Here is a 21,050-nt window from a genome sequence, read left to right on the forward strand (position 1 = left end):
GTAGTGTCGCGCCCGCGCGCATGGCTCCCCCGTCCGAGCACCCCGACGCTGCGGCCCACGACGACCCTGCCGAGCGGAGCTCCGCCGGCGGTGCAGACCGCGCCGCGCCTGCCGCCGACCCAGGCGCGGCGACGAACAGCCCGGGCGAGCTCGCGGCCGTCGAGGCCGCGCCGGTCAGCCGGCAACCGTCGTCCGGCCCGAGGGGCCGGGTCGTCGCCCTCACCGGCGCCGCGTCCTTCCTCGGGCGCAACCTCATTGGCATCCTCGAGGAGGATCCCCGCATCGCCCGCGTGGTGGCCATCGACATCAAGCCGCCGGACACGGGCGGCTCCAAGCTGCGCTTGCACACGGTCGACCTGACGGCGCCTGCATCCGGGGAGCACGTCGCCGAGGTGCTCGCGGCCGAGCAGGTGGACACGCTCGTCCACCTTGGCTTCCTCTCGTCGCCGACCCCGGCGACCGCCTGGGCCCACGAGCTCGAGTCGGTGGGCACGATGCACCTGCTCCACGGCGCGCGCCAGGCGAGCCTGCGCAAGCTGATCCTCTGGAGCCAGACGATCCTCTACGGCGCACACCCGACAAACCCCAATTTCCTCACGGAGAAGCACCCGCTCCGCGCCGATCCGGAGGAGCGCTTCTTCGCGGACAAGATGGCGGCCGAGCGGGAGTTCAACGCCTTCGGCGCGAAGGCCAAGGGCACGACCGTCACCCTCCTGCGGACCGCGCCGATCCTCGGTCCGACCGTCCAGAACTACCTCACCCGGTACCTGGCGCGGCGGCTGGTCATGACCATGCTCGGCTTCGACCCGCTGTGGCAGTTCATCCACGAGGTCGACGCGATCGCCGCCTTCAAGCTCGCCATCGACAGCGATTTCCCTGGAACGTTCAACATCGTTGGCGACGGCGTGCTGCCGGTCTCCACGATCGTGCGCCTCGCGGGCCGGACGTCCTTCCCGGTGCTGCACAGCGCCGCCGGACCGCTCGTCGCTGCCCTCTGGGCTGCGCACGCGGCGATCGCGCCGCCCAGCTTCCTGCGCTACCTGCGCTACGTGTGCGTGGCGGACGGCGAGAAGGCGGCGCGCGTCATGGGGTTCCGGCCGGTCTACTCCACGCGCGAGGCGCTTCTCGACTACACAAGCGCGCAGCGGCTGCGGGACGTGCGGCTCCTGCAGGAGACACCCGCGTGAGGCGGTTCGGGGGGTAGAGCATGGGCACGGAGCACGATCGAGAGCGCAGGGGAGCAGTGAACGGGCCGACGGCGTCGGCGCGGGGGCGCTCCGAACGGCCGGGGTCGATGCAGCTCGTGCCCAGCATCGACGTCGAGGACGAGGAGACCCGGTACCTGGCGCCGATCGGCCCGACGGAGCCGTCCGACGGGCGAAAGATGCAGTCGTCCGAGGCGCACGCCCCTGTCGTGCCGGTGACGGCCGACGAGCTGGAGCGTCAGATCCGGGAGCTCGAGACGCGGCTCAAGAGCATGCTCGCCGGGGGCCAGCCGCACGACGCGAGCGAGGGGGGCCGCGGCGGGCCCGAGACGCAGCGGGGCCCCCGCCAGGGCGACGCGCCCGCGGCTCGCGAAAGCTACGCCAGCGAGCCGCCGCCGTCCGAGCCGGGGACGGCGCGGGACGTCCTGTCGACCGATTTCTACCTGCGGCAGTGGGGTCGCGCCGGCCTGCGCAGCCGCTCGGAGGAGGTCGACGAGTTCGGCTTCGATCCCAAGTACGAGGCCCGCTACAGGCCGCTCTTCGACTTCCTGTACAGGCACTACTTCCGCATCGATCTCCAGGGCGTCGAGCACATCCCCAGCGAGGGGCGGTGCCTCGTTGTGTCGAACCACGCGGGCGGGCCCATCCCGTACGACGGGCTCATGCTGCGGGCGGCGGTGCGGCGGGAGCACCCGGCGCATCGGGAGCTCCGCTGGCTGGCCGACGACTTCGTGTACTACCTGCCGTTCGCCGGCACGATCATGAACCGGCTCGGCGCCGTGCGGGCCTGCCAGGAGAACGCCGAGCGGCTGCTCGCGGGCGAGCGGCTCGTCGCGGTGTTCCCGGAGGGGGCCAAGGGCAGCGGGAAGCTCTACAAGGACCGGTACCAGCTCCAGCGGTTCGGCCGCGGCGGGTTCATCCGGCTCTGCCTGCGCACGCGCACGCCGCTCGTGCCCTGCGCCATCGTGGGGGCCGAGGAGACGAACCCGCTCCTTTACCGGGTCGAGCACGTCACGCGCGCGCTCGGCATCCCGTACTTGCCCATCACGCCGACGTTCCCTGCGCTCGGGCCGCTGGGCCTCGTGCCTGCGCCCACCAAGTGGAAGATTCGCATGGCCGAGCCGGTGCGGTTCGACGCCTACGGCCCCGAGGCGGCGGACGACCAGATCCTTGTGCAGCGCCTCGCCGAGCGGGTACGCGCCACGATCCAGGGGCTCCTCGACGAGACCCTGGCCACCCGGAAATCGATCTGGTTCGGATGAAGCAGACTGCGCAGACGGTTCCTCCACCCATGCCCGAGCACACCCTGGAAGGGACACCGCCCCCTGAGCCCGAGCGGGCGACGACCGGCAGGCCACGCCCCGACGGCGTGCTGGTGATCGACAAGCCGCGCGGACCGACGAGCCATGACGTCGTGGCCCGGCTGCGCCGCATCCTCGGGGTGAAGCGCATCGGGCATGCCGGGACGCTGGACCCGATGGCGTCCGGCGTCCTCGTGGTGCTCGTCGGTGAGGCCACAAAGCTCGCCCCGTACCTGACCGCGGAGGACAAGCGCTACACGGCGCGCGTCGTCCTCGGCGTCGGCACGGACACCCTCGATGCGGACGGGGAGATCACGGCGGCGCAGCCCTTGCCGGCGTGGCTCGACGACGAGCTCGGCGCGCTCGCCGGGGCCGGCGTGGCCCCCGGCGCCGAGGCGGTCGCGCGCGCGGCGCCGCGCATCGCGGCGGCGCTCGACGCGGAGCGGGCGAGGCGGGAACAGACGCCGCCAGCCTACTCGGCCATCAAGGTCGCGGGGCAGCGCAGCTATGCCCTCGCGCGCGCCGGCCAGGCGGTGGATCTCGCGGCGCGGACCGTCGAGGTCCGGTCGCTCGCGGTCGCCGGCGCCTCGCGCGGCGGGCCCGGCACGCCGGCCGCGGACGCCGCGCCCGCCACCCTCGATCTCGAGCTCGAAGTGAGCAAGGGCTACTACGTGCGCTCGCTCGCCGGCGATCTCGGCGCGCACCTCGGCGTGCCCGCACATCTATCTGCCCTCCGCCGCACCGCGAGCGGCGCCTTCACGGTGGCGCAGGCGGTGCCTCTCGATGCCGGCGCCGAGGCGCTGCGCGCCGCCCTGCGTCCGCTCGCCGAGGCAGCCGCTTCCAGCCTCCCCGTCGCCCGCCTGACCGAGGACGGCACCCGGCGCGCGCGCCTCGGACAATCGCTCACCGAGTCCGACTTCTCCATGGCTCCTGCGCATCCCGGCGCCGCCGTATGGCTCGACCCGGACGGACACGTCGTTGCGCTGGGCGCGCCGGACATTGCGCTGGGCGCCCCCGAGGGCACCGGCGCCGAGGCTTCCGAGAGCTCACCTGCGCTGCTCGCGACCCGATTTTCCGTCCTACGTGGTTTCACCGGGGGGGCGGATGTCCGTGGAAGTTCTGCCAGGTAATGGAAATAGTGTAACGCACGGCAATTCCCTGGACTTCGGCAGATCCACGGATCATGTCACTGGCCGAGCTCGGCCTTGTGGGTCGAGCCAGGGAGTCCGCCCTGCAGCGAGACCGCCGAGAGCGCGTGGATCCGTCCTCTCCCGAGATTTCGCGCCCCGGTCCGGTTGCGCTCCCCTCGCCTGTTCCGTTACGATTCGTCCGTTAGGAGTCTCGGTTTGAGTCCCGATTTCGTTCCATTGCCAGCGCTCGGCGCTGCAGTTCTCTCCGCTGTACTTGGCTCGCTGTTCGTCGGCGCCGACACCGCCCTGACGACGCTGAGCGCAACGAGGCTCGGCGCGCTGATTGAGCAGTCGAAGGGCCCCACGAAGGCTGCCTACGAGCGGATTCGTCGAGAGGACGCCAAGCTCCGCTCCCGTTACCTGCTCGGCTGGGTCGTCTCGACCAGCCTGACCGCCGCCTGCTTCGACCTCTTCTTCCGGCGAAGCGTCCCGGAGGCGGCCCTGGGTCTCGAGCTGGCGACCACCGCCGTCGTCTGCGGGGCCCTTTACGAGGTCAGCTCGACGCTGGGCCGCAAGCACGCCGATCGGGCGGCATCGATGGCGGTCCGCTTCTTGCGCCCTCTCGAGATCGCGATGCTGCCGCTCGCCATACCGCTTGGCTGGATCGGCTCCCGGCTCGGGCAGCGGGACGGGGAGCAGCCTTCGGACCCGCGGGTTGCCGAGGCCGAGGTCGAGATCCTTGTCGATGAGGTCGAGCGCTCTGGCCTCTTCGGGCGAGAACCGGCGGAGATGATCCGGAATGTGCTCGAGTTCGCCGATCGCACGGCGCGGGACGTCATGGTGCCGCGCTCCAAGGTCGAGGCGATCGAGATCTCCACTCCGCTCGAGAAGGTGCTGGAGATCGTGACCGAGAGCGGGCACTCCAGGTATCCGGTGTACAAGGACCAGATCGACAACATCGCTGGTCTTCTCTACGCGAAGGACATGTTCAAGGTCCTCGAGGAGCGCCGTCTCAAGAACACGACGCTCCGGGAGATCACGCGGAGCCCTGCCAATTTCGTCGCCGAGTCGCAGCCGCTCTCCTCTCTGCTGAGGGAGATGAAGAGCCGGAGACAGCACCTTGCGATCGTGGTCGACGAGTTTGGTGGGATGTCTGGGATTGTCACCCTGGAAGACGTCCTCGAGGAGATCGTCGGCGACATCCGGGATGAGCACGACGAGACGGACGATGGGGCGTCGATCCAGGACCTCGGCGATGGCCGGCTGGTCGCCGACGCGGCGGTGTCGATGAGCGATCTCTCGGCGTACCTGGGAGCGGAGCTCGACCGGGAGGGGAAGTACGAATCGCTCGGCGGCATGCTCACGCAGCACGTGGGCAAGGTGCCCGAGGTGGGCACGGCGGTGAGCAAGTTCGGCTTGCGCTTCATCGTGCGGGACAGCGACGAGCGGCACATCGGGAAGGTGGAGATCGTCCGCCCCCGTGCCATGGGCGCCGGCGGCGCTGCCTGAAGCGGCCGCCCGCGCACGCGAGCCCTTGCCGAGCTACCCCGCCCGCGGTGCTCGTCGCGCGCCGCGCGCAGCCCTCCGCTCTGCGACGGCCGACCGCCGCGCGCAGCCCTCCGCTCTGCGACGGCCGACCGCCGCGCGCAGCCCTCCGCTCTGCGACGACCAACCGCCGCGCGTTGCCTTCCGTTCTGCGACGGCCGAGCGGCGCGCGCCCGCACAGGAGACGGGCCCAGATCGGCGTTTTCGGCGCGCAGGCGTACTCTCGTACGCCGAGCACCGAAAACGCCGAGGTGGGCCCGTATCCGCAGCGGGCGTGCGTCGCTCAGCGGGCGAGGGAGACTTTGCGGAGCTCGTTCGCGAGATCGTCGCCCTCTTTGATGAGGCCGGCCGTCTCGGTGGCGGGGTTTTCCTTGTTGCCCTCGAGCAGCTGGCGGACGTCGATCATCGCGCCGCGCAGCTTGAAGACGATCTGCTCGCTCGTGAAGGCGGCCACGGACTGAGGGTCGACCGGAAGGGCCTGCAGGTCGCCGCCGGCGATGTCGCCCTTGGTCCAGCGGGTGGCCTCCTTCTCGGCAGGCTTCAGGCCCTGCTGCGTGCGCTCGAGACGGGTCACCGCGTACTTCGCCGGCCAGTCCTTGCCGAACGGGAACGGCGCCTTGTTTGGAACGAGCTCGGCCAGCGTCTTGTCGCCGTCCCGGCGGAAGACGACCGAGAAGTTCACCACGGGCTCGTCCTGCTCCTTCCACGATTTCTCGACGGAGCTCTGCGCCGCCGTGAGCAGGTTCTTGAGGCTGTCCTTGGTCTTGTTGAGATCCTGGACCGACGTCGTGTAGGCGAGCAGCTGACGCATCACCCGGCCCGGAAGGCTGCCGATCTGCTTCCCCTCCAGGTTGGTGGCGTCGAACGGGACGTTGATCGCGCCGAGCTCGGTCGTCAGCTCTGCCGGGAAGCTCTTCTGCGAGAGCTTCGCGGCCCCCTCCTCGAGCTTCTTTGTCAGCTCCTCCATCTTCGCGTTCGCGGCCCGCACGTCCTTCTCGAGCGCCGCGGCGCCCTCGATAGCGAGCTTGGCGCGATCGCCGCGCTCCTTCGTGCCGCCGACCGCGAAGCCCACGGCGATGCCGAGCAGCGCCGCGAGGCTCGCGTAGAGCGCCGTCCTCTTCGAGGCCTTCCGGCGCTCCTGCTCGACCTCCTCGCCGACCTCGACCTTGATGGTCTGCGCGGCCGCCGTCGGCTTCGGCGGGGACGTCTGGATCACGGGACGCGGCGCCGGCGCGAACGGAGGCAGCGGGATGCCCGGAGAGATGCCCGGCGGAGGCGCAATGCCTCCCACGGAGGGCATGGGCGGACGCGCGCTCGGATACGGCGAGGGCATGCCGCCCGGGAGCGGGCTCCCGTCGGGAGGCGGCCCCGATCCGGGCTGCGGGCCTGGCACGGGAAGGGGGACGGCCGCTCCCGGGGCCCCGCCTATCGTCGTTTTGCCAAGCCGAGCCTTCAGATCGATTTTGCTCTTCTTCTTTTCTTCAGCCATCGGCTCCTCGGGGACGGGATCGCTGCACCACTTCGCCCTGAAAACGCCAGCCCGCCCGAGGGAACCGACCCACCGCGGCCCGAACCGGAGCTGCTCCTGCGCGAGCGGCGACAGGATGTGACACGGGCCGGCCTCCAGCGGACCGACATGGGAGCGGGGAGGAAAAGATCAGCAACACAACGGGAGCGTCGGGCGAGAGGACGACCCGCCGCGCACGTTAGCGGCGCGCCGCCTGGAATGTCAACGCGATGGCGATCATGGCGCAGCGTCGGTTTCGATGAGCGATCGCCAGGCCGCTCCGCCATCGCGATCCGCGGCAGCGCCCTCACCCGGGCGTCAGGCCCCGCCCCCTCCCCACCCGCACGTCGCCGGCAGCATGGCCCTCCGCCGAGGGACCGGGTAGGAAGCAGGGGCCCATGGTCTCGTTCAAGTTCGGCGGAGGCCGGCAAGCGCCGCCCCCTTCTTCCCCCGGCGAGGGCCGGCAGGCATCGCCTCCGCGGCGACCGCCGCTCCGGATGGAAACCCGGCGGGTGACGAGCTTTGATGGAACCGACATCGCGTACCGGGTGACGCCACCGCCGTTCGAAGGAGCGAAGACGGTGGTCCTGCTCAACGGGCTGGGCGGGCCCTACCTCGTCTGGCGGGCGCAGATCGAGTACCTCTCCGACCAGTACCGCTTCATCACGTGGGACTACCGCGGGATGTACGCGTCGGGGCGCCCGTCGCTGGACGCCCCGGATGCCTATGCGGTGGCCAGCCACGTCCGCGACCTGGAGGCGATCCTCGCGGCCGAAGGGGTCCGGCACGGCTCGCTCATGGGATGGAGCATGGGCGTCCAGGTCGCGCTGGAGGCGTTCCGCCGGCTCCCAGGGTTCGCCGCGAACCTGGTCCTGTTGAACGGCACCCACCGCCCGCCGCTGGAGACGATGGGGCCGCTGCCGGGGCTCGGGCGGCTGTTCCCGCCGCTCATGGCGCTCGCAGCGCGCGCTCAGACGGCCGCGACAAAGATAACGCGTCGCGTCATCGGCCAGCCGGACGCTGCGGCGTGGCTGAGGCGGCTGGGGCTGCTCGGGAAGACGCTCGACGGCGAGGTGCTCGCCGAGCTCGTGCAGCCGTTCGGCCAGCTCGATATGGAGGCGTTCCTGCGGAACCTCCGCGCGCTGGGCACGCACGACGTCGAGGAGGTGCTCGACCAGATCGACGTCCCGACGCTGCTCATCACCGGCGACCGCGACGCGTTCACGCCCCTGGCGCTGGTCCAGTCGATGGCGCGACGCATCCCGCTGGCCGAGATCCTCGTGGTCCGCGGCGGCACCCACACCACCGCGCTCGAGTTCCCGGAGCTCGTCTCGCTCCGGATCGAGCGCTTCTTCGCGGACCACGATTTCTAGACCGGAGCCCCCGCCAGGACGCCGAGAGAGCCGCTTCTTCTCCGCTGGCGTCTTCGGCGTCCTCGCGGCTCTTCTCTTCCCTCGCGACCGGCGCTGACGGCGGCCCGCAGCGAGCCGCCCGTCACCTCGGGGCTATTTTCGCAGCAGATCCGCGAACGGGTTGTTGCGGAAGCCGCCCGCCGAGTTGCCCTGCCCCTGCCCCTTCCCTTGCCCCTGGGCCGGCTTGCGGCCGTCGTTGCGAGCGCGCGCGTCGCCGCCGGCCGGCGGGCCGCCCGCCTGCGGGCGCGCGCCGGCCGGCGCGCCGCCCTTCTTCGCGGTGAGGGAGATGCGCTTGCGCACGAGGTCGACCTCCAGCACGCGCACCTTGATCTTCTCGCCGACCTTGGCGACCTCGTTCGGATCCTTCACGAACCGATCCGCGAGCTGCGAGACGTGCACGAGGCCGTCCTGATGGACGCCGACGTCGACGAAGGCGCCGAACGCCGTCACGTTGGTCACCACGCCCTCGAGCTCCATGCCCGGCTTGAGATCCTCCATGGTCCGCACGTCGTCGCGGAACTTCGGCGGCTCGAACGTGGCGCGCGGGTCGCGGCCGGGCTTCTTCAGCTCGCTCAGGATGTCGTTCAGCGTGAACGAGCCGACGTCGCCGGCCTCGTACTTCTTGGGATCGATCCGCGCGATCGCCGCCGTGTCGCCGATGAGCGACCCGACCGGCACGCCGAGATCCGTCGCGATGCGCTCGACGAGGCCGTAGCGCTCCGGGTGCACGGCGCTCGCGTCGAGCGGGTGCTCCCCTCCCCGGACCCGCACGAAGCCCGCCGCCTGCTCGAACGTCCGCGGGCCGACCCCGGGCACATCGAGCAGCGCCTTGCGGCTCTTGAACGCGCCGTGCAGATCGCGGTGGGCGACGATCTTCTTCGCGAGGCTCGGGCCGATGCCGGCGACGCGGGCGAGCAGCGGGGCGCTCGCGGTGTTGAGCTCGACGCCGACCCGGTTGACGCAGCTCTCGATCACCTCGTCGAGCTTCCGCGCGAGCAGCCCCTGATAGACGTCGTGCTGGTACTGGCCGACGCCGATGCTCTTCGGGTCGACCTTCACGAGCTCCGCGAGCGGGTCCTGCAGCCGGCGGGCGATGCTGATCGCGCCGCGCACCGTGAGGTCGAGGTCGGGGAACTCCTCGCGCGCGACGTCGCTCGCCGAGTAGATGCTCGCGCCTGCCTCGCTCACCGGGACGCAGAACATCGTCTCTGACGTGGACCCGTGATCGGCGCTCGCCGTCTCCTTCAGCCCCTCCGACGCGAGCACGTCCTTCACGAACGCCTCGGTCTCGCGGCCGTGCGTGCCGTTGCCCACCGCGACCGCGCGGAGCGGGTACTTGCGGCAGATGCGGCGCAGATCCTGCCGCGCGCGCTCCAGCGCGTCGCTGCTCCCGACCAGGTAGATCGTCGTGTGCTCGAGGAGCTTGCCCGTCTCGTCGACGACGGCGCACTTGCAGCCGGTGCGCTGGCCCGGGTCGATGCCGAGCACCGCCTTCGTGCCGAAGGGCGCCGCGAGGAGGAGCTCGCGGAGGTTCTGGGCGAAGACCTCGACCGCGCCGCGATCGGCCTGCATCTTGAGGTCGACGCGCACGTCGCTCTGCACCGCCGGGAGCAGGAGCCGCTTCACGGCGTCCTCCGCGGCCTTCATGAGCTCGCCGGCCCACGGCGACTTCGGCTTCAGCCCCACCGCCGCGTGGATCGGCGGGACGAGCGGCTCGGGCGCGAGCTCGATCGCGGCGCGGAGCACGCCCTCGGCCTCGCCGCGGCGGATGGCGAGGTAGCGGTGCGAGGGGATGTTCGCGACGGGCTCCTCGAAGCTCGCGTACATGTCGAACTTCGTCTGCTTCCCGTCGTGCTCCTCGTTCTTCTGGACCTTGATGACGCCTTCCTTGACGTAGGCCTCGCGGACGAGCTTGCGCACGTCGGCGTGCTCGGCGATGCGCTCGGCGCAGATGTCGCGCGCGCCGGCGAGGGCGGCCGCCGCGTCGGGGACCTCCTTCTCGGCGCTGACGAAGGCGCGGGCCTCCTCCTCGGGGTTGCCGTCCGCGGCCTGCGACCAGAGGCGATCCGCGAGCGGCTCGAGGCCCCGCTCCTTCGCGATGATGGCGCGCGTGCGGCGCTTCGGCTTGAAGGGCAGGTAGAGGTCCTCGAGCTCGGCCTTGGTCTGGCAGGCGCGGATCTTCGAGGCGAGCGCGTCGGTGAGCTTGCCCTGCTTCTGGATCTCCGCGAGCACCGTGCCGCGGCGCTCCTCGAGCTCGAGCAGGTAGGCGCGGCGCTCCTCGATCGCGCGGATCTGCACCTCGTCGAGCCCGCCGGTCGCCTCCTTGCGGTAGCGGGCGATGAACGGCACCGTCGCCCCCTCGGCGAGCAGCTTGGCCACCGCCGAGACCCCCTGGCGCGGGAGGCTCAGCTCCTCGGCGAGGAGCGGGACGGGATCGAACGAGCTGTCCGCGCGGCTCGGGACAGCGACAGGGCTCTGCGTCTCGGTCATGAGCGCGGCATACGCGCAGGGTGCACGCGCGTCCAGGCTTGACTTGCGCGCCGCCTCACCCGGCCGCCGCGATGACCTCGCCGTCACGCAGCACCGCCAGCGCGCGCGGCGCGCCCCAGGGCTGCACGATCGCGTTCTCGTGCGGCAGGTCCCAGACGACGAGGTCGGCGCGGAGCCCCGGCCGCACGGCGCCGCACACGCCGCCGAGCCCGAGCGCGCGCGCCGCCTCGCGCGTCGCGCCCAGGATCGCCTCGGCGACCGTGAGGCCGTAGAGCCGCACCGCGAGCGCGAGCGCGAGCGGCAGGCTCTCGGTCGGCGCCGTGCCGGGGTTCGCGTCGCTGCCCACGACGAGCGGGACGCCGGCGGCCCGGAGCGCGGCGACGGGCGGCGGCTCCTGCCGCAGCGTGAAGCTCGCCACGGGCAAGAGCGCGGCGGCGACGCCCGCCCGGGCGAGCGCCGCGATGCCCCCGGGCGCGACGTGCTCGAGGTGGTCCGCCGACGCGGCGCCTAGCTCGGCCGCGAGCTCGGCGCCGCCCACGTCCGCGAACTGCCCGACGTGCACGCGCACGCCGAGCCCCAGCGCGCGCGCGCGCTCGAGCACCGGCCGCGCCTCGTCCACCGAGAACGCGCTCCGGTCGATGTACGCGTCGACGTAGCGCGCGAGGCCGGCCGCGGCGATCGCGGGCAGCCAGGAGCGCGCGACGACGCCGGCGTAGGCGGCGCGATCGCCGCCCGCCTCCGGCGGCAGCGCGTGCAGGGCGAGGTACGTCGGCACGACGCGGGGCAGGCGCGCGTCCCTCCCCGCCTCGGCGACCGCCTCGAGCTGCTTGCGCTCCGAGGCCTCGTCGAGGCCGTAGCCGCTCTTCGCCTCCACGGCAGTCACGCCGAGCGCCGCCATCCGGCGGAGGCGGGCGCGGAGCGCGCCGGCGAGCTCGCCGGCCGTCGCGGCGCGCACTGCGCGCATGCTCGCGACGATGCCGCCGCCCGCCGCGGCGATCGCCTCGTAGTCGCCACCGGCCATGCGGACCGCGTACTCCGCGTCCCGCGAGCCGACCCACGGCGCGTGCGTGTGGCCGTCGACGAGCCCGGGCGTGACGACGCCCGCGGCCTCGATCGCGACCGGGACGCCGGCCTCGGGCCGCAGCACCTCGCGCCGCGGCCCGACCGCCTCGATAGCGCCGCCCCGCACGACGATCGCGGCGTCCTCGATCACCCCGAGCGGGTCGCCGGCCGAGGCGCGGGACGGGTCGCACGTGACGAGCCGGCGCGCGGTGACGGCGAACGCGCGATCGGGGCGCTGCGCGGGCTCCCCCGGCGCGGCCCCCGGCGGCGCCGTCACGTCGCCGCCCCCGCGGCGAGCGCGGCGCGCGCCCGCTCGATGTCCGCGAGCACCGCCCTCGAGGCAGGCCCGCCGACGATCTCGGCGAGCGCCGCGGGCGAGGAGACCGGTCGCGGCGGGCACCGCCGGCGCAGCCCGAGGCAGCGCGCGGCCGCCTCGACGCAGCGGTCGCGGAAGCGCGGATCGCGCTCGGCCCTGCGCACGAGCGCCTCGTGCGCGCGGTCCTGAAGGTCCTCGTCCTTGCAGACGAGCAGCGCGTCGCAGCCCGCCGAGATGGCCGCGGTGGCGGCCTCCTCGACCGGGTGATGCGCCGCGATCGCGGCCATCTCGAGGTCGTCCGAGAAGAGCACCCCCTCGAAGCCGATCTCGTCGCGCAGGAGGCCGGTGCAGATGGATCGGGAGAGCGTCGCCGGTACGCCGGGATCGAGCGCCTCGACGACGATGTGCGCCGTCATCAGCGACGCGACCCCGGCGCGGGAGGCGGCGCGGAACGGCGGCAGCTCGATCTCGTCGAGACGACCGCGACCGTGGGCGAGGGTCGGGAGCGCGAGGTGGCTGTCGAGCGCCGTGTCGCCGTGCCCCGGAAAATGCTTGCCGCAGGCGAGGACGCGCTCCTCCTGGAGCCCCTCGAGGAACGCGACGCCGCCCTCCGCGGCGGCGCGAGGATCGCGGCCGAAGGCGCGATCACCGATGATCGGGTTCGCGGGGTTCGAGTCGACGTCGAGCACGGGGGCGAAGTTCAGGTTGATGCCGAGGGCCCGGAGCTCGGACGCGACGGCGCGCGCCGCGCGGCGCAGCAGCGGGAGATCCATGAGGTCGCCGAGCGAGCGCATCGGCGGCAGCTTCAGGAACGGCGCGGGCAGGCGGGTGACGCGGCCCCCCTCCTGATCGATGCCGAGGAAGGGAGGCCTATCCGGGCCGCCCGCCGCGGCGAGCGCCGCGCAGAGCCGCAGCGTGGCGTCCATGTCAGGGACGTTGCGCCGGAAGAGGATCGCTCCGCCCCTCCGCCCCTCGGCGAGCGCCCGGAGGTACCGGGCGGGCGGCTCGGCGCCGTCGAAACCGCCCACGATGAGCTGACCACACAGGACCTCGAGCTGCACCGTCCACCACCTCTCGCGCGGCCGAGGCGCGTGGCTGGCCGCGGGGTCCGTTCGTAAACGACTTGGGCCGGCGGGGCCACTTTTGAGGACGCGCCGGGGCGCCGGCGGGAGGGCGCGCGCCGCGGCCCGCCCGTCAGAACCGGAGCGCGATCTTCCCGAAGTGTCCGCCGCTCGCCATGTGGTCGAGCGCCTGGCGGATCTCGGTGAAGGGGAACACGCGGTCGACGACCGGGCGGAGTCCGCTCGCCGCGATCGCGCGGCCGAGGTCCTCGAACATCGCGCGCGAGCCGACGAAGATGCCCTGCGCGCGGATCTGCTTCATCAGGAAGGGGAACAGGTTGAGCTCCGGCGCGCCGCCCGAGAGCACGCCGATGAGGCTCACGCGCCCGCCGATCCGCACCGCGCGGAGCGACCGGGCGATCGTACCCGCGCCGCCCACCTCGATCACGTGATCCACCCCCGCGCCGCCGGTGAGCGAGAGCGCCTGCGTGTCCCAGTCGGGCGTCGTGCGGTAGTTGATCGTCTCCGACGCCCCGAGCGACCTCGCGCGCTCGAGCTTCTCGTCGCTGCTCGAGGTGACGATGACGCGGGCGCCCGCGAGCCGGGCGAGCTGCAGCGCGAAGATCGAGACGCCGCCCGTGCCCTGCACGAGCACCGTGTCGCCCGCCTTGAGGTGGCTCGCCGCGAAGAGCGCGTTCCAGGCGGTCACCGCGGCGCACGGCAGCGTCGCGGCCTCCTCGTCCGTGAGGTGCGGCGGGACCGCGACGACCCCCTCCTGATCCAGGAGCACCTGCTCCGAGAGCACCCCCGGCAGCTCTCCGCCGAGCGCCCCCTTCGTCTTGGCCCAGGATATCTCCCCGTCGATCCAGCGCTGGTGGAAGATCGGGCACACGCGATCGCCGACCTTCACCCGCGTCACCCCTTCCCCCACCCCGATCACCTCGCCGACCCCGTCCGAGAGCGGGACGAGCGGCAGCGGGAGCTTCGGGTTGTAGAGGCCCTTCGCCATGAGCAGGTCGCGGAAGTTGAGCGACGCCGCCTTCATCCGGAGGACGATCTGCCCGGGTCCGGGCTTCGGATCCGGGAGGTCCATCGGGCGGAGCGCGTCGAGGCCGAACGAACCCTGGAGAGCGAACGCTTTCATGCAGATCCTCCTTGATCGGAGGTGCGCTATCTCATGCGGGGTGGACCCGGTCAACGCGCCGCGCGTCGCGCGGCGCCTGGGAAGCGAGCCAGAGGCCCGGGCTGCTCCGCTCGCCGACCAGGCGCGGCGCTCCCGGGTGCGCGCACGACAGCCAGGCGCTACCGTCGCAACAATGCATGCGAGCACGAGAAGAGGACGAATGACAGGAGCGATGAGCGGGGCGCCCAGGCTGGGGCTCATCGCCGCGGGCGCCCACGCGCTCGCGTGCGGCGCGAGCGCCGGGAGGGAGCCGGCCGGAGGAACGTCGGGGGCGCGGGCCGCCGAGGCAGCGACGGAGGAGAGCGCGCGCACTTCGGGGGGCGAGGCCTCGGACGCCGAGCCCGGCAGCGGCGGCGAGGCGCAGGCCGCACCCGCGCCGCCCGCGCCGGGGCCGCGGATGACCCGCGCGGAGGCGGGGCGGTACGTGCTCGCGCTGGTGAACCGCGATCGGGCGGCGCACAAGCTGCCGCCCGTCCGGTGGGACGAGACCGCGGCGCGCGCGGGGCGGCGGCACACGGAGGACATGGTCCGCGTGGGCTTCACCGGCCACTGGGGCAGCGACGGGTCGGTCCCGGAGGAGCGCTACACAGCGGCCGGAGGCGACGGCTTCGTCATGGAGAACGCCGGCTGCTTCGCCGACGCGATCCCGCGCGAAGTCGATCCGGATCCGCGCTTCTCCGCGGAGAGCCTCGATCGGGTCCACCACGCCTTCATGAACGAGAAGCCCCCGGCCGACGGGCACCGACGCAACGTGCTCACAGCGTCGCACACGTCGCTCGGGGTCGGGCTGGCCAAGGCCAAGGGGTTCGACATCGCCTGCATGGCGCAGGAGTTCGTCGACGACTACGGCACGTACCAGAAGCTGCCCAGGCGGGCGCAGATCGGCGAGGTGATCCAGGTGGCCGGCGAGGTCCGCGCGCCGGCGAAGATCGCGGGCGTCGGGATCTCGCGGATCGAGCCGGGCAAGCCGATCCCGCCGGAGAAGCTGCTCAGGATGGGCGGATACGCGATCCCGTCCCCCTACGCGACGTTCTTCCCGAAAGGCTTCAAGACGCCTATTCCTCTTCAGGTGACAGGCAATCGATTCGACATCCAGGTCCCGCTGAACGACCGCAAGCGGCCCGGCCTCTACGGCGTCAGCGTCTGGGCGACGTTCCCCCCCTCGAACGAGCTCAAGATGGTCTCGCTCCGCACGATCGACGTCGGCAAGGGAGGCGCGCGGTGAACCACAGCCGCCCCCCGGCGTCGTCGCCCGAGGATCTCGACGCGGTCAAGGTGCTCGATCACCTGGTCCGCCGCGCGGTCTCCATGGGCGCGAGCGACATCCACGTCGAGCCGAAGCGCGACAGCATCCGCGTGCGCTACCGCGTCGACGGCGTGATGGTGGCCCAGGGCCAGATCCCGATCGAGATCGCGCCGTCGCTCACGTCGCGCGTGAAGGTGCTCGCCCGGATGGACATGACCGAGCGGCGCCTGCCGCAGGACGGCCAGTTCGGCCTGGAGCTGCACGGGCACCCGCTCATCCACCTGCGCGCCTCGACGTTCCCCGCGATCCACGGCGAGACGCTCGTGCTGCGCGTGCTGCTCAGCCACCAGCTGATCGCGCTCGAGAAGCTCGGGCTCTCCGAGGGCGACGTGCCGCGGGTCCAGGGGCTCGCGGAGCGCGCTTCGGGGCTCATCGTCGTGTGCGGGCCGACCGGCTCGGGCAAGACGTCGACGCTCTACTCGCTCATCAAGGTGATGAAGACCAGCGAGCTCAGCATCGTCACGCTGGAGGATCCGATCGAGGTCGAGTTCGCCGACATCACCCAGGGGCAGACCAACCCGAGGCAGGGCTTCACGTTCGCGACCGGCCTGCGCGCGATCCTGCGGCAGGACCCGGACGTGATCATGGTCGGTGAGATGCGCGATCCAGAGACGGCGCAGATCGCGCTGCAGGCGAGCCTCACGGGGCACCTCGTGCTGTCGACGCTGCACACCTCGGATGCGGTCGACACGGTCGCGCGACTCGTGGACCTCGGCGCGGAGTCGTGGATCGTGGCGAACGCCCTGCTCGCGGTGATCGCGCAGCGGCTCGTGCGGCGGCTCTGCGATGAGTGCGCGGAGAAGTACGAGCTCGAGACCGCCGTGATGGACGAGGAGGAGCAGGTCCTCATCGAGAAAGGCACCGAGCTGAAGCGCGGGGTCGGGTGCCAGACATGCCACCTGACGGGTTACCGGGGCCGGATCGGGCTCTTCGAGATGCTGGAGCTCGACGACGACCTGCGGGATCTCGTGAAGGCGCGGGCGGGGAAGCGCGCGTACCGGGACGCCTCGCGCAAGGTGGGGCTCGTGCCGCTCCGGCACGCCGGGCTCACCAAGGTGAAAGAGGGCATCACCTCCCTCGACGAGGTGCTCCGCGTGACGTGACGGCCTCTGGCGTAGCGCGCAGCGCGCGCCGCCTGTCAGGTGGCTCGCGAGGCGCCGTCGTCGACGGCGTTGGCGGCGATGACGCCCTTGTACCAGAGCGCGCTGTCCTTCGGGACGCGGCGCTGCGTCTCGTAGTCCACCCAGACGATGCCGAACCGCTGGGAGTAGCCGCGGTCCCACTCGTAGTTGTCCATCAACGACCACACGAAGTACCCGGCGAGCGGCGCCCCCGCGTCGATCGCGCCCCGCGCAGCGACGAAGTGATCGCGCAGGAACTGCAGCCGCTGCACGTCCGGAATGCGGCCGTCCTTGTCGGGCCCGGTCGAGTAGGCCGCGCCGTTCTCCGTCACGTAGAGCTTGGGCACCCCGTACTCCACATGCAGCCGGATGAGCAGCCGCCGGAGCCCGTCCGGGTACACCTCCCAGCCCATCTCGGTCTGCTCGGAAGCGGGCGCGACGTGCTCCGTCCTCGGCAGGTTCTGCTCCTCGGGCACCTTGCTGCTCCGCAGCACCGCCCGGGAGTAGTAGTTGAGGCCGAGGAAGTCGCACTGCGTCGCGATGATGTCGAGATCGCCCGGCTTGCACACGGTCAGCCCCTCCGGCGGGAGGTGGCCCAGCGCGATGTAGTCCGCGATCATGTCCGCCGGGTAGTGCCGGCCGTACAGCGGATCGAGGAACCAACGGCTGAAATACCCGTCGTAGTGGCGGGCCGCGTCGTAATCGGCGGCGCTCGGCGACGCGGGCATCGCGTAGTTCATGTTCAGCGTGATGCCGACCTCGGCGCCAGGAACGTTCTTGCGCAGCACGGGCACCGCGAGGCCGTGCGAGAGCAGGAGGTGGTGGCTAACCGCCAGCGCCTTGCCGAAATCGCGCATGCCCGGCGCGTGGATCCCCTTCTCGTAGCTGAGGAACGCCGTGCACCACGGCTCGTTGTGCGTGATCCACTTCTTGACGCGATCGCCGAGCCTCCGCGACACCACGTCGGCGAACTCCACGAACGCATCGGCCGTCGAGCGGTGCTGCCAGCCCCCGACCTGGTCCTGGAGCACCTGCGGCAGGTCCCAGTGGAAGAGCGTCGCGTACGGCTCGATCCCGGCCTCGAGCAGGCCGTCCACCAGCCGGCTGTAGAAGTCGAGCCCCTTCTGGTTCACCGCGCCCCGGCCGTCCGGGAGGATGCGCGGCCACGCGATCGAGAACCTGTAGGCCATCAGGCCCAGGCTCTTCATCAGCGCGATGTCTTCAGGCCAGCGGTGATAGTGCTCGCACGCGACGTCGCCGTTGGTCCCGTCCGTGATCTGACCGGGCGTCTTCGCGAAGCGATCCCAGATCGACTCGCTGCGCCCATCCTCGCTCGTGGCGCCCTCGATCTGATAGGAGGACGTCGCAGCCCCCCAAACAAACTTGTCGGGAAATCTCAGGGACGACATGTTCTCTCGTGAATCTCCTCAGACAGATACGGCCTCGACGGAGGCAGGTACCTTGCGCTCGTACTGCGCGGAGGGAGCGACGGAACCGGGCGAGTAGAGGTGGCAGCGGACCCAGTGCCCCGAGCCGACGTCGACGGCCGCCGGCATCTGCTCCCGGCACGCGTTCATCACGCTCGGGCAGCGATCGGCGAAGGGGCAGCCCGGCGGCGGGTTGACGAGCTTCGGCGCGCCGGAGCGGGCCGGGAGCTCGCCGCGGATCGAGCCGTTCGGGTCGGGCACCGCCGAGAGCAGGAGCTTCGTGTACGGGTGCGCCGGCTGCTGCATCAGCTCCTCGCTCGGCGCGCCCTCCACGATGTGGCCGGCGTACATCACCATCGTGCGATCCGCGACGTAGCGCGCGCTCGCGATGTCGTGGGTGATGTAGAGGTACGAGATGCCGCGCTCCTCCTTGAGCTTCTCCATCAGGTTCAGGACGCCCATGCGGATCGAGACGTCGAGCATCGAGATCGGCTCGTCCGCGAGGATCACGCTGGGATCCACGGCGAGGGCGCGGGCGATCGCCACGCGCTGCCGCTGGCCGCCCGAGAGCTGGTGCGGGTACTTGGCCGCGACCTCCGCAGGCGGGTTGAGATCGACCGTCTTGAGGAGCGCGTGCACCTTCTCCCGGAGGATCGCGGCGTTCGGCGCCTTGTTGTGGAGCAGCAGCGGCCGCTCCAGGTGGTAGCCGATCGAATGCACCGGGTTGAGCGAGCCGAACGGATCCTGGAAGATCATCTGCACCTGCCCGCGGTAAGCGAGCGAGGCGCGCGTCGGCTCTTCCTTCAGCACGTCGCGACCCTTGAACAGGATCTGCCCGCTGCTCGGGGGCATCAGCCGCGCGAGCAGCCGTGCGATCGTGCTCTTGCCGCTGCCCGACTCTCCGACAAGCGCGATGACCTCACGCTCGGCCAGCGAGAACGAGGCGTCGTGCAGCGCCCGGAGCTGCTGCGTGCGTAGGCCGCCGCCGACGGGGAAGAACTTGGCGAGGCGCACCACGTCGAGGACAGGCGAGACATAAGGTTGCGTCATCGTCATCGTCAGTAGAGGTGGCAGGCGCCGCGATGCTCGGGCGCGATTTCACGAAGGGCGGGCTGCTCGGTCTGGCAGGTCGCGAAGGCTTGCGGACACCGGGGATGGAAGCGGCAGCCGGACGGCGGGTTGCGCATGTCGGGCGGCGTGCCCGGGATGCCCTGCAGCCTGCGGCGCGGGCCCCGGACCGAGGGGAACGACCCGAGGAGCCCCTGCGTGTACGGGTGCTTCGGATCGCTGAAGAGGTCCTTGGCGCGAGCGGTCTCCGCGAGCTTGCCCGCGTAGAGGATGGCGATGCGCGTGGAGAACTCGGCGATGAGCGAGAGGTCGTGCGTGATGAAGAGGATCGAGAAGCCGAGGCGCTCCTTGAGCTCGGCGATCTGCTGCAGGATCTCCCGCTGCACGACCACGTCGAGCGCCGTCGTGGGCTCATCCATGATGAGGAACGGCGGCTTGAGCGCCATGGCGATCGCGATCACGACGCGCTGGCGCATGCCGCCCGACAGCTGGTGCGGGTAGCTGGTCAGGCGCGTCGGGTCGATGTTGACGAGCTTGAGCAGATCGGCCGCGCGCTCCATCGCCTGCGCCGGCGTCACGCGGTCGTGCGCGATGATCGGATCCGCGATCTGATCGCCGATCGTCAGCACCGGGTTGAGCGCGTTCATCGCGCTCTGGAACACCAGCGCCACCTTCCGCCAGCGGAACGCGCGGAGCTGCTCCTCGTTCATGGACAGGACGTCCTGCCCGGCGAAGTACACGTGCCCGCCCGTGATGACCGCCGGCGGCCGGAGCAGGCGCATGATGGCCTGCGCCACCGTCGACTTGCCGCTGCCCGACTCGCCCGCGAGGCCCAGCACCTCGCCCGGGGCGATGTCGAAGGAGACGTTGTCGACCGCGCAGACCGGACCGGCCGGGGTCATGAACTCGACCCGGAGATCCTGAACCGAGAGAATCGGACTAGGCGCCATGAGCCCTCACTACCGGCGTGGACGGACCTGCCGCGACGTTGCGGCTCTTGAGCAGGCGCGACCAGGACCCCTCCGCGCGGAGCCGCGGATTCGAGATCTCGTCGATCGCGTAGTTGATCAGCGTGAGCGCGAACCCGACGAGCGCGACGCACACGCCCGTGGGCACGATGGTCCACCAGGCGCCCGTGAGGAGCGCGGCGTTGTTGCTTGACCAGTAGAGGTTCGTCCCCCAGGTCACCGCGCTGAGGTCGCCGAGCCCGAGGAACTCCAGGCCGACCTGCGCGCCGATCGCGTAGACCGTGGCGCCGATGAAGCCGGACATGAGGAGCGACGTCATGTTCGGCAGGATCTCGCGGAAGATGATGCGCGCGCTGCCCTCGCCGCTCACGAGGGCGGCGGAGACGAAGTCCTTGTCGCGCAGCGCGAGCACCTGCGACCGGAGCACGCGCGCGTTCCACGCCCAGCCCGTGAGGATGAGGACGAGGAGGATCGTCATCGGCCCGGCCGGCAGATAGGCCGCGATGACGACGGCCATCGGCAGGCCGGGGATGATCAGGAACACGTTCGTGAGCAGCGAGAGCACGTTGTCGACCCAGCCGCCGAAGTAGCCTCCGGCCATGCCGATCGCCGCGCCGATCGCCATCACGGCGAAGCCCGTGGCGAAGCCGACGGCCAGCGAGGTCCGCGCGCCGACGATCGTCTGCGCGAGCACGTCCTGCCCCTGGCCCGTCGTGCCGAAGAGGTGCTCGGCCGACGGCGCCTCGTGCGGCATGCCCACGAACGCGTGCGGATCTTGACCGACGAGCACGGGGCCGAGCACCGAGAGGAGCAGGAAGAAGAGCACGATGATCGTGCCCACCATCGCCTTGCGATTCGAGAGGAGGAGGCGGATCCACCCCGCCGAACGGGTGGCGCTGCCCCCGCTGTTGCTTTGTTGCGCAGCCATCGCTTCTCCTGGACCGAGCC

At 71.6% G+C, this 21,050-nt stretch carries 16 protein-coding genes; 7 read left to right on the forward strand and 9 right to left on the reverse strand.

Annotated features, from left to right (window positions below; all coding sequences use genetic code 11):
• Positions 1-20 precede the first annotated feature (20 nt).
• From WMF17_RS22430 to WMF17_RS22445, 4 genes are all read left to right on the forward strand, one after another.
• Positions 21-1,187 (forward strand): NAD-dependent epimerase/dehydratase family protein, encoded by a 1,167-nt coding sequence (locus WMF17_RS22430; RefSeq protein ID WP_437604121.1) that lies wholly within the window; start codon positions 21-23, stop codon positions 1,185-1,187.
• A 20-nt stretch (positions 1,188-1,207) separates the two neighbouring features.
• Positions 1,208-2,467, forward strand: a complete 1,260-nt coding sequence (locus WMF17_RS22435) for a lysophospholipid acyltransferase family protein (protein ID WP_437651187.1) — start codon at positions 1,208-1,210, stop codon at positions 2,465-2,467.
• Between the two features lie 29 nt (positions 2,468-2,496).
• On the forward strand, positions 2,497-3,636 hold the full coding sequence (locus WMF17_RS22440; protein ID WP_437651189.1) for a tRNA pseudouridine synthase B: 1,140 nt from the start codon (positions 2,497-2,499) through the stop codon (positions 3,634-3,636).
• A 216-nt stretch (positions 3,637-3,852) separates the two neighbouring features.
• Positions 3,853-5,145, forward strand: coding sequence for a hemolysin family protein (locus tag WMF17_RS22445; protein WP_437651191.1), 1,293 nt, complete (start codon positions 3,853-3,855; stop codon positions 5,143-5,145).
• Positions 5,146-5,464: 319 nt separating this feature from the next.
• Here the strand turns inward: WMF17_RS22445 and WMF17_RS22450 are convergent, their stop codons facing one another.
• Positions 5,465-6,397 carry a formin gene (locus WMF17_RS22450; protein ID WP_437651193.1) on the reverse strand — a complete coding sequence of 311 codons (933 nt, stop codon included), beginning with the start codon at positions 6,395-6,397 and terminating at the stop codon, positions 5,465-5,467.
• Positions 6,398-7,086: 689 nt separating this feature from the next.
• On the opposite strand from WMF17_RS22450, the gene WMF17_RS22455 reads away from it, so the two are divergent.
• Positions 7,087-8,061 (forward strand): alpha/beta fold hydrolase, encoded by a 975-nt coding sequence (locus WMF17_RS22455; RefSeq protein WP_437651195.1) that lies wholly within the window; start codon positions 7,087-7,089, stop codon positions 8,059-8,061.
• 132 nt (positions 8,062-8,193) lie between these two features.
• On the opposite strand, the gene WMF17_RS22460 is transcribed toward WMF17_RS22455, so the two are convergent.
• The 4 genes from WMF17_RS22460 to WMF17_RS22475 form a co-directional block, all read right to left on the reverse strand.
• Positions 8,194-10,590 carry a Tex family protein gene (locus tag WMF17_RS22460; protein ID WP_437651196.1) on the reverse strand — a complete coding sequence of 799 codons (2,397 nt, stop codon included), beginning with the start codon at positions 10,588-10,590 and terminating at the stop codon, positions 8,194-8,196.
• 55 nt (positions 10,591-10,645) lie between these two features.
• On the reverse strand, positions 10,646-11,929 hold the full coding sequence (hutI, locus tag WMF17_RS22465) for an imidazolonepropionase (RefSeq protein WP_437651198.1): 1,284 nt from the start codon (positions 11,927-11,929) through the stop codon (positions 10,646-10,648).
• On the reverse strand, positions 11,926-13,029 hold the full coding sequence (nagZ, locus tag WMF17_RS22470) for a beta-N-acetylhexosaminidase (protein WP_437604129.1): 1,104 nt from the start codon (positions 13,027-13,029) through the stop codon (positions 11,926-11,928). The genes hutI and nagZ overlap by 4 nt, the downstream gene beginning before the upstream one ends.
• Positions 13,030-13,162: 133 nt before the next feature.
• A complete protein-coding gene (locus WMF17_RS22475; RefSeq protein ID WP_437604130.1) occupies positions 13,163-14,173 on the reverse strand; it encodes a zinc-dependent alcohol dehydrogenase family protein in 1,011 nt (336 codons plus the stop codon).
• Positions 14,174-14,372: 199 nt separating this feature from the next.
• On the opposite strand from WMF17_RS22475, the gene WMF17_RS22480 reads away from it, so the two are divergent.
• A complete protein-coding gene (locus WMF17_RS22480) occupies positions 14,373-15,437 on the forward strand; it encodes a CAP domain-containing protein (RefSeq protein ID WP_437604131.1) in 1,065 nt (354 codons plus the stop codon).
• Positions 15,434-16,621 (forward strand): GspE/PulE family protein, encoded by a 1,188-nt coding sequence (locus WMF17_RS22485; protein WP_437604132.1) that lies wholly within the window; start codon positions 15,434-15,436, stop codon positions 16,619-16,621. The genes WMF17_RS22480 and WMF17_RS22485 overlap by 4 nt, the downstream gene beginning before the upstream one ends.
• Positions 16,622-16,656: 35 nt before the next feature.
• Here the strand turns inward: WMF17_RS22485 and WMF17_RS22490 are convergent, their stop codons facing one another.
• The 4 genes from WMF17_RS22490 to WMF17_RS22505 are packed head-to-tail and all read right to left on the reverse strand — an operon-like array spanning position 16,657 to position 21,030.
• Positions 16,657-18,048 (reverse strand): GH1 family beta-glucosidase, encoded by a 1,392-nt coding sequence (locus WMF17_RS22490; RefSeq protein ID WP_437604133.1) that lies wholly within the window; start codon positions 18,046-18,048, stop codon positions 16,657-16,659.
• Between the two features lie 18 nt (positions 18,049-18,066).
• Positions 18,067-19,122: an ABC transporter ATP-binding protein gene (locus tag WMF17_RS22495; protein WP_437651200.1), complete on the reverse strand. Its 1,056-nt coding sequence runs from the start codon at positions 19,120-19,122 to the stop codon at positions 18,067-18,069.
• 2 nt (positions 19,123-19,124) lie between these two features.
• Positions 19,125-20,084 carry an ABC transporter ATP-binding protein gene (locus WMF17_RS22500; RefSeq protein ID WP_437494498.1) on the reverse strand — a complete coding sequence of 320 codons (960 nt, stop codon included), beginning with the start codon at positions 20,082-20,084 and terminating at the stop codon, positions 19,125-19,127.
• Positions 20,074-21,030, reverse strand: a complete 957-nt coding sequence (locus tag WMF17_RS22505) for an ABC transporter permease (protein WP_437604135.1) — start codon at positions 21,028-21,030, stop codon at positions 20,074-20,076. Before WMF17_RS22505 ends, WMF17_RS22500 begins: the two co-directional genes overlap by 11 nt.
• Positions 21,031-21,050 lie beyond the last annotated feature (20 nt).

It is taken from the genome of Sorangium sp. So ce362 (genome assembly GCF_051519845.1).
Lineage (GTDB): Bacteria > Myxococcota_A > Polyangia > Polyangiales > Polyangiaceae > Sorangium.

Bases quoted from the DNA above. Each gene is read 5' to 3' on its own strand.
- WMF17_RS22495 (WP_437651200.1), bottom strand. From the start codon at position 19,122: ATGACGATGACGCAACCTTATGTCTCGCCTGTCCTCGACGTGGTGCGC.
- WMF17_RS22430 (WP_437604121.1), top strand. From the start codon at position 21: ATGGCTCCCCCGTCCGAGCACCCCGACGCTGCGGCCCACGACGACCCT.
- WMF17_RS22475 (WP_437604130.1), bottom strand. From the start codon at position 14,173: ATGAAAGCGTTCGCTCTCCAGGGTTCGTTCGGCCTCGACGCGCTCCGC.
- WMF17_RS22505 (WP_437604135.1), bottom strand. From the start codon at position 21,030: ATGGCTGCGCAACAAAGCAACAGCGGGGGCAGCGCCACCCGTTCGGCG.
- WMF17_RS22490 (WP_437604133.1), bottom strand. From the start codon at position 18,048: ATGTCGTCCCTGAGATTTCCCGACAAGTTTGTTTGGGGGGCTGCGACG.
- WMF17_RS22460 (WP_437651196.1), bottom strand. From the start codon at position 10,590: ATGACCGAGACGCAGAGCCCTGTCGCTGTCCCGAGCCGCGCGGACAGC.
- WMF17_RS22480 (WP_437604131.1), top strand. From the start codon at position 14,373: ATGACAGGAGCGATGAGCGGGGCGCCCAGGCTGGGGCTCATCGCCGCG.
- WMF17_RS22435 (WP_437651187.1), top strand. From the start codon at position 1,208: ATGGGCACGGAGCACGATCGAGAGCGCAGGGGAGCAGTGAACGGGCCG.
- WMF17_RS22455 (WP_437651195.1), top strand. From the start codon at position 7,087: ATGGTCTCGTTCAAGTTCGGCGGAGGCCGGCAAGCGCCGCCCCCTTCT.
- WMF17_RS22440 (WP_437651189.1), top strand. From the start codon at position 2,497: ATGCCCGAGCACACCCTGGAAGGGACACCGCCCCCTGAGCCCGAGCGG.
- WMF17_RS22500 (WP_437494498.1), bottom strand. From the start codon at position 20,084: ATGGCGCCTAGTCCGATTCTCTCGGTTCAGGATCTCCGGGTCGAGTTC.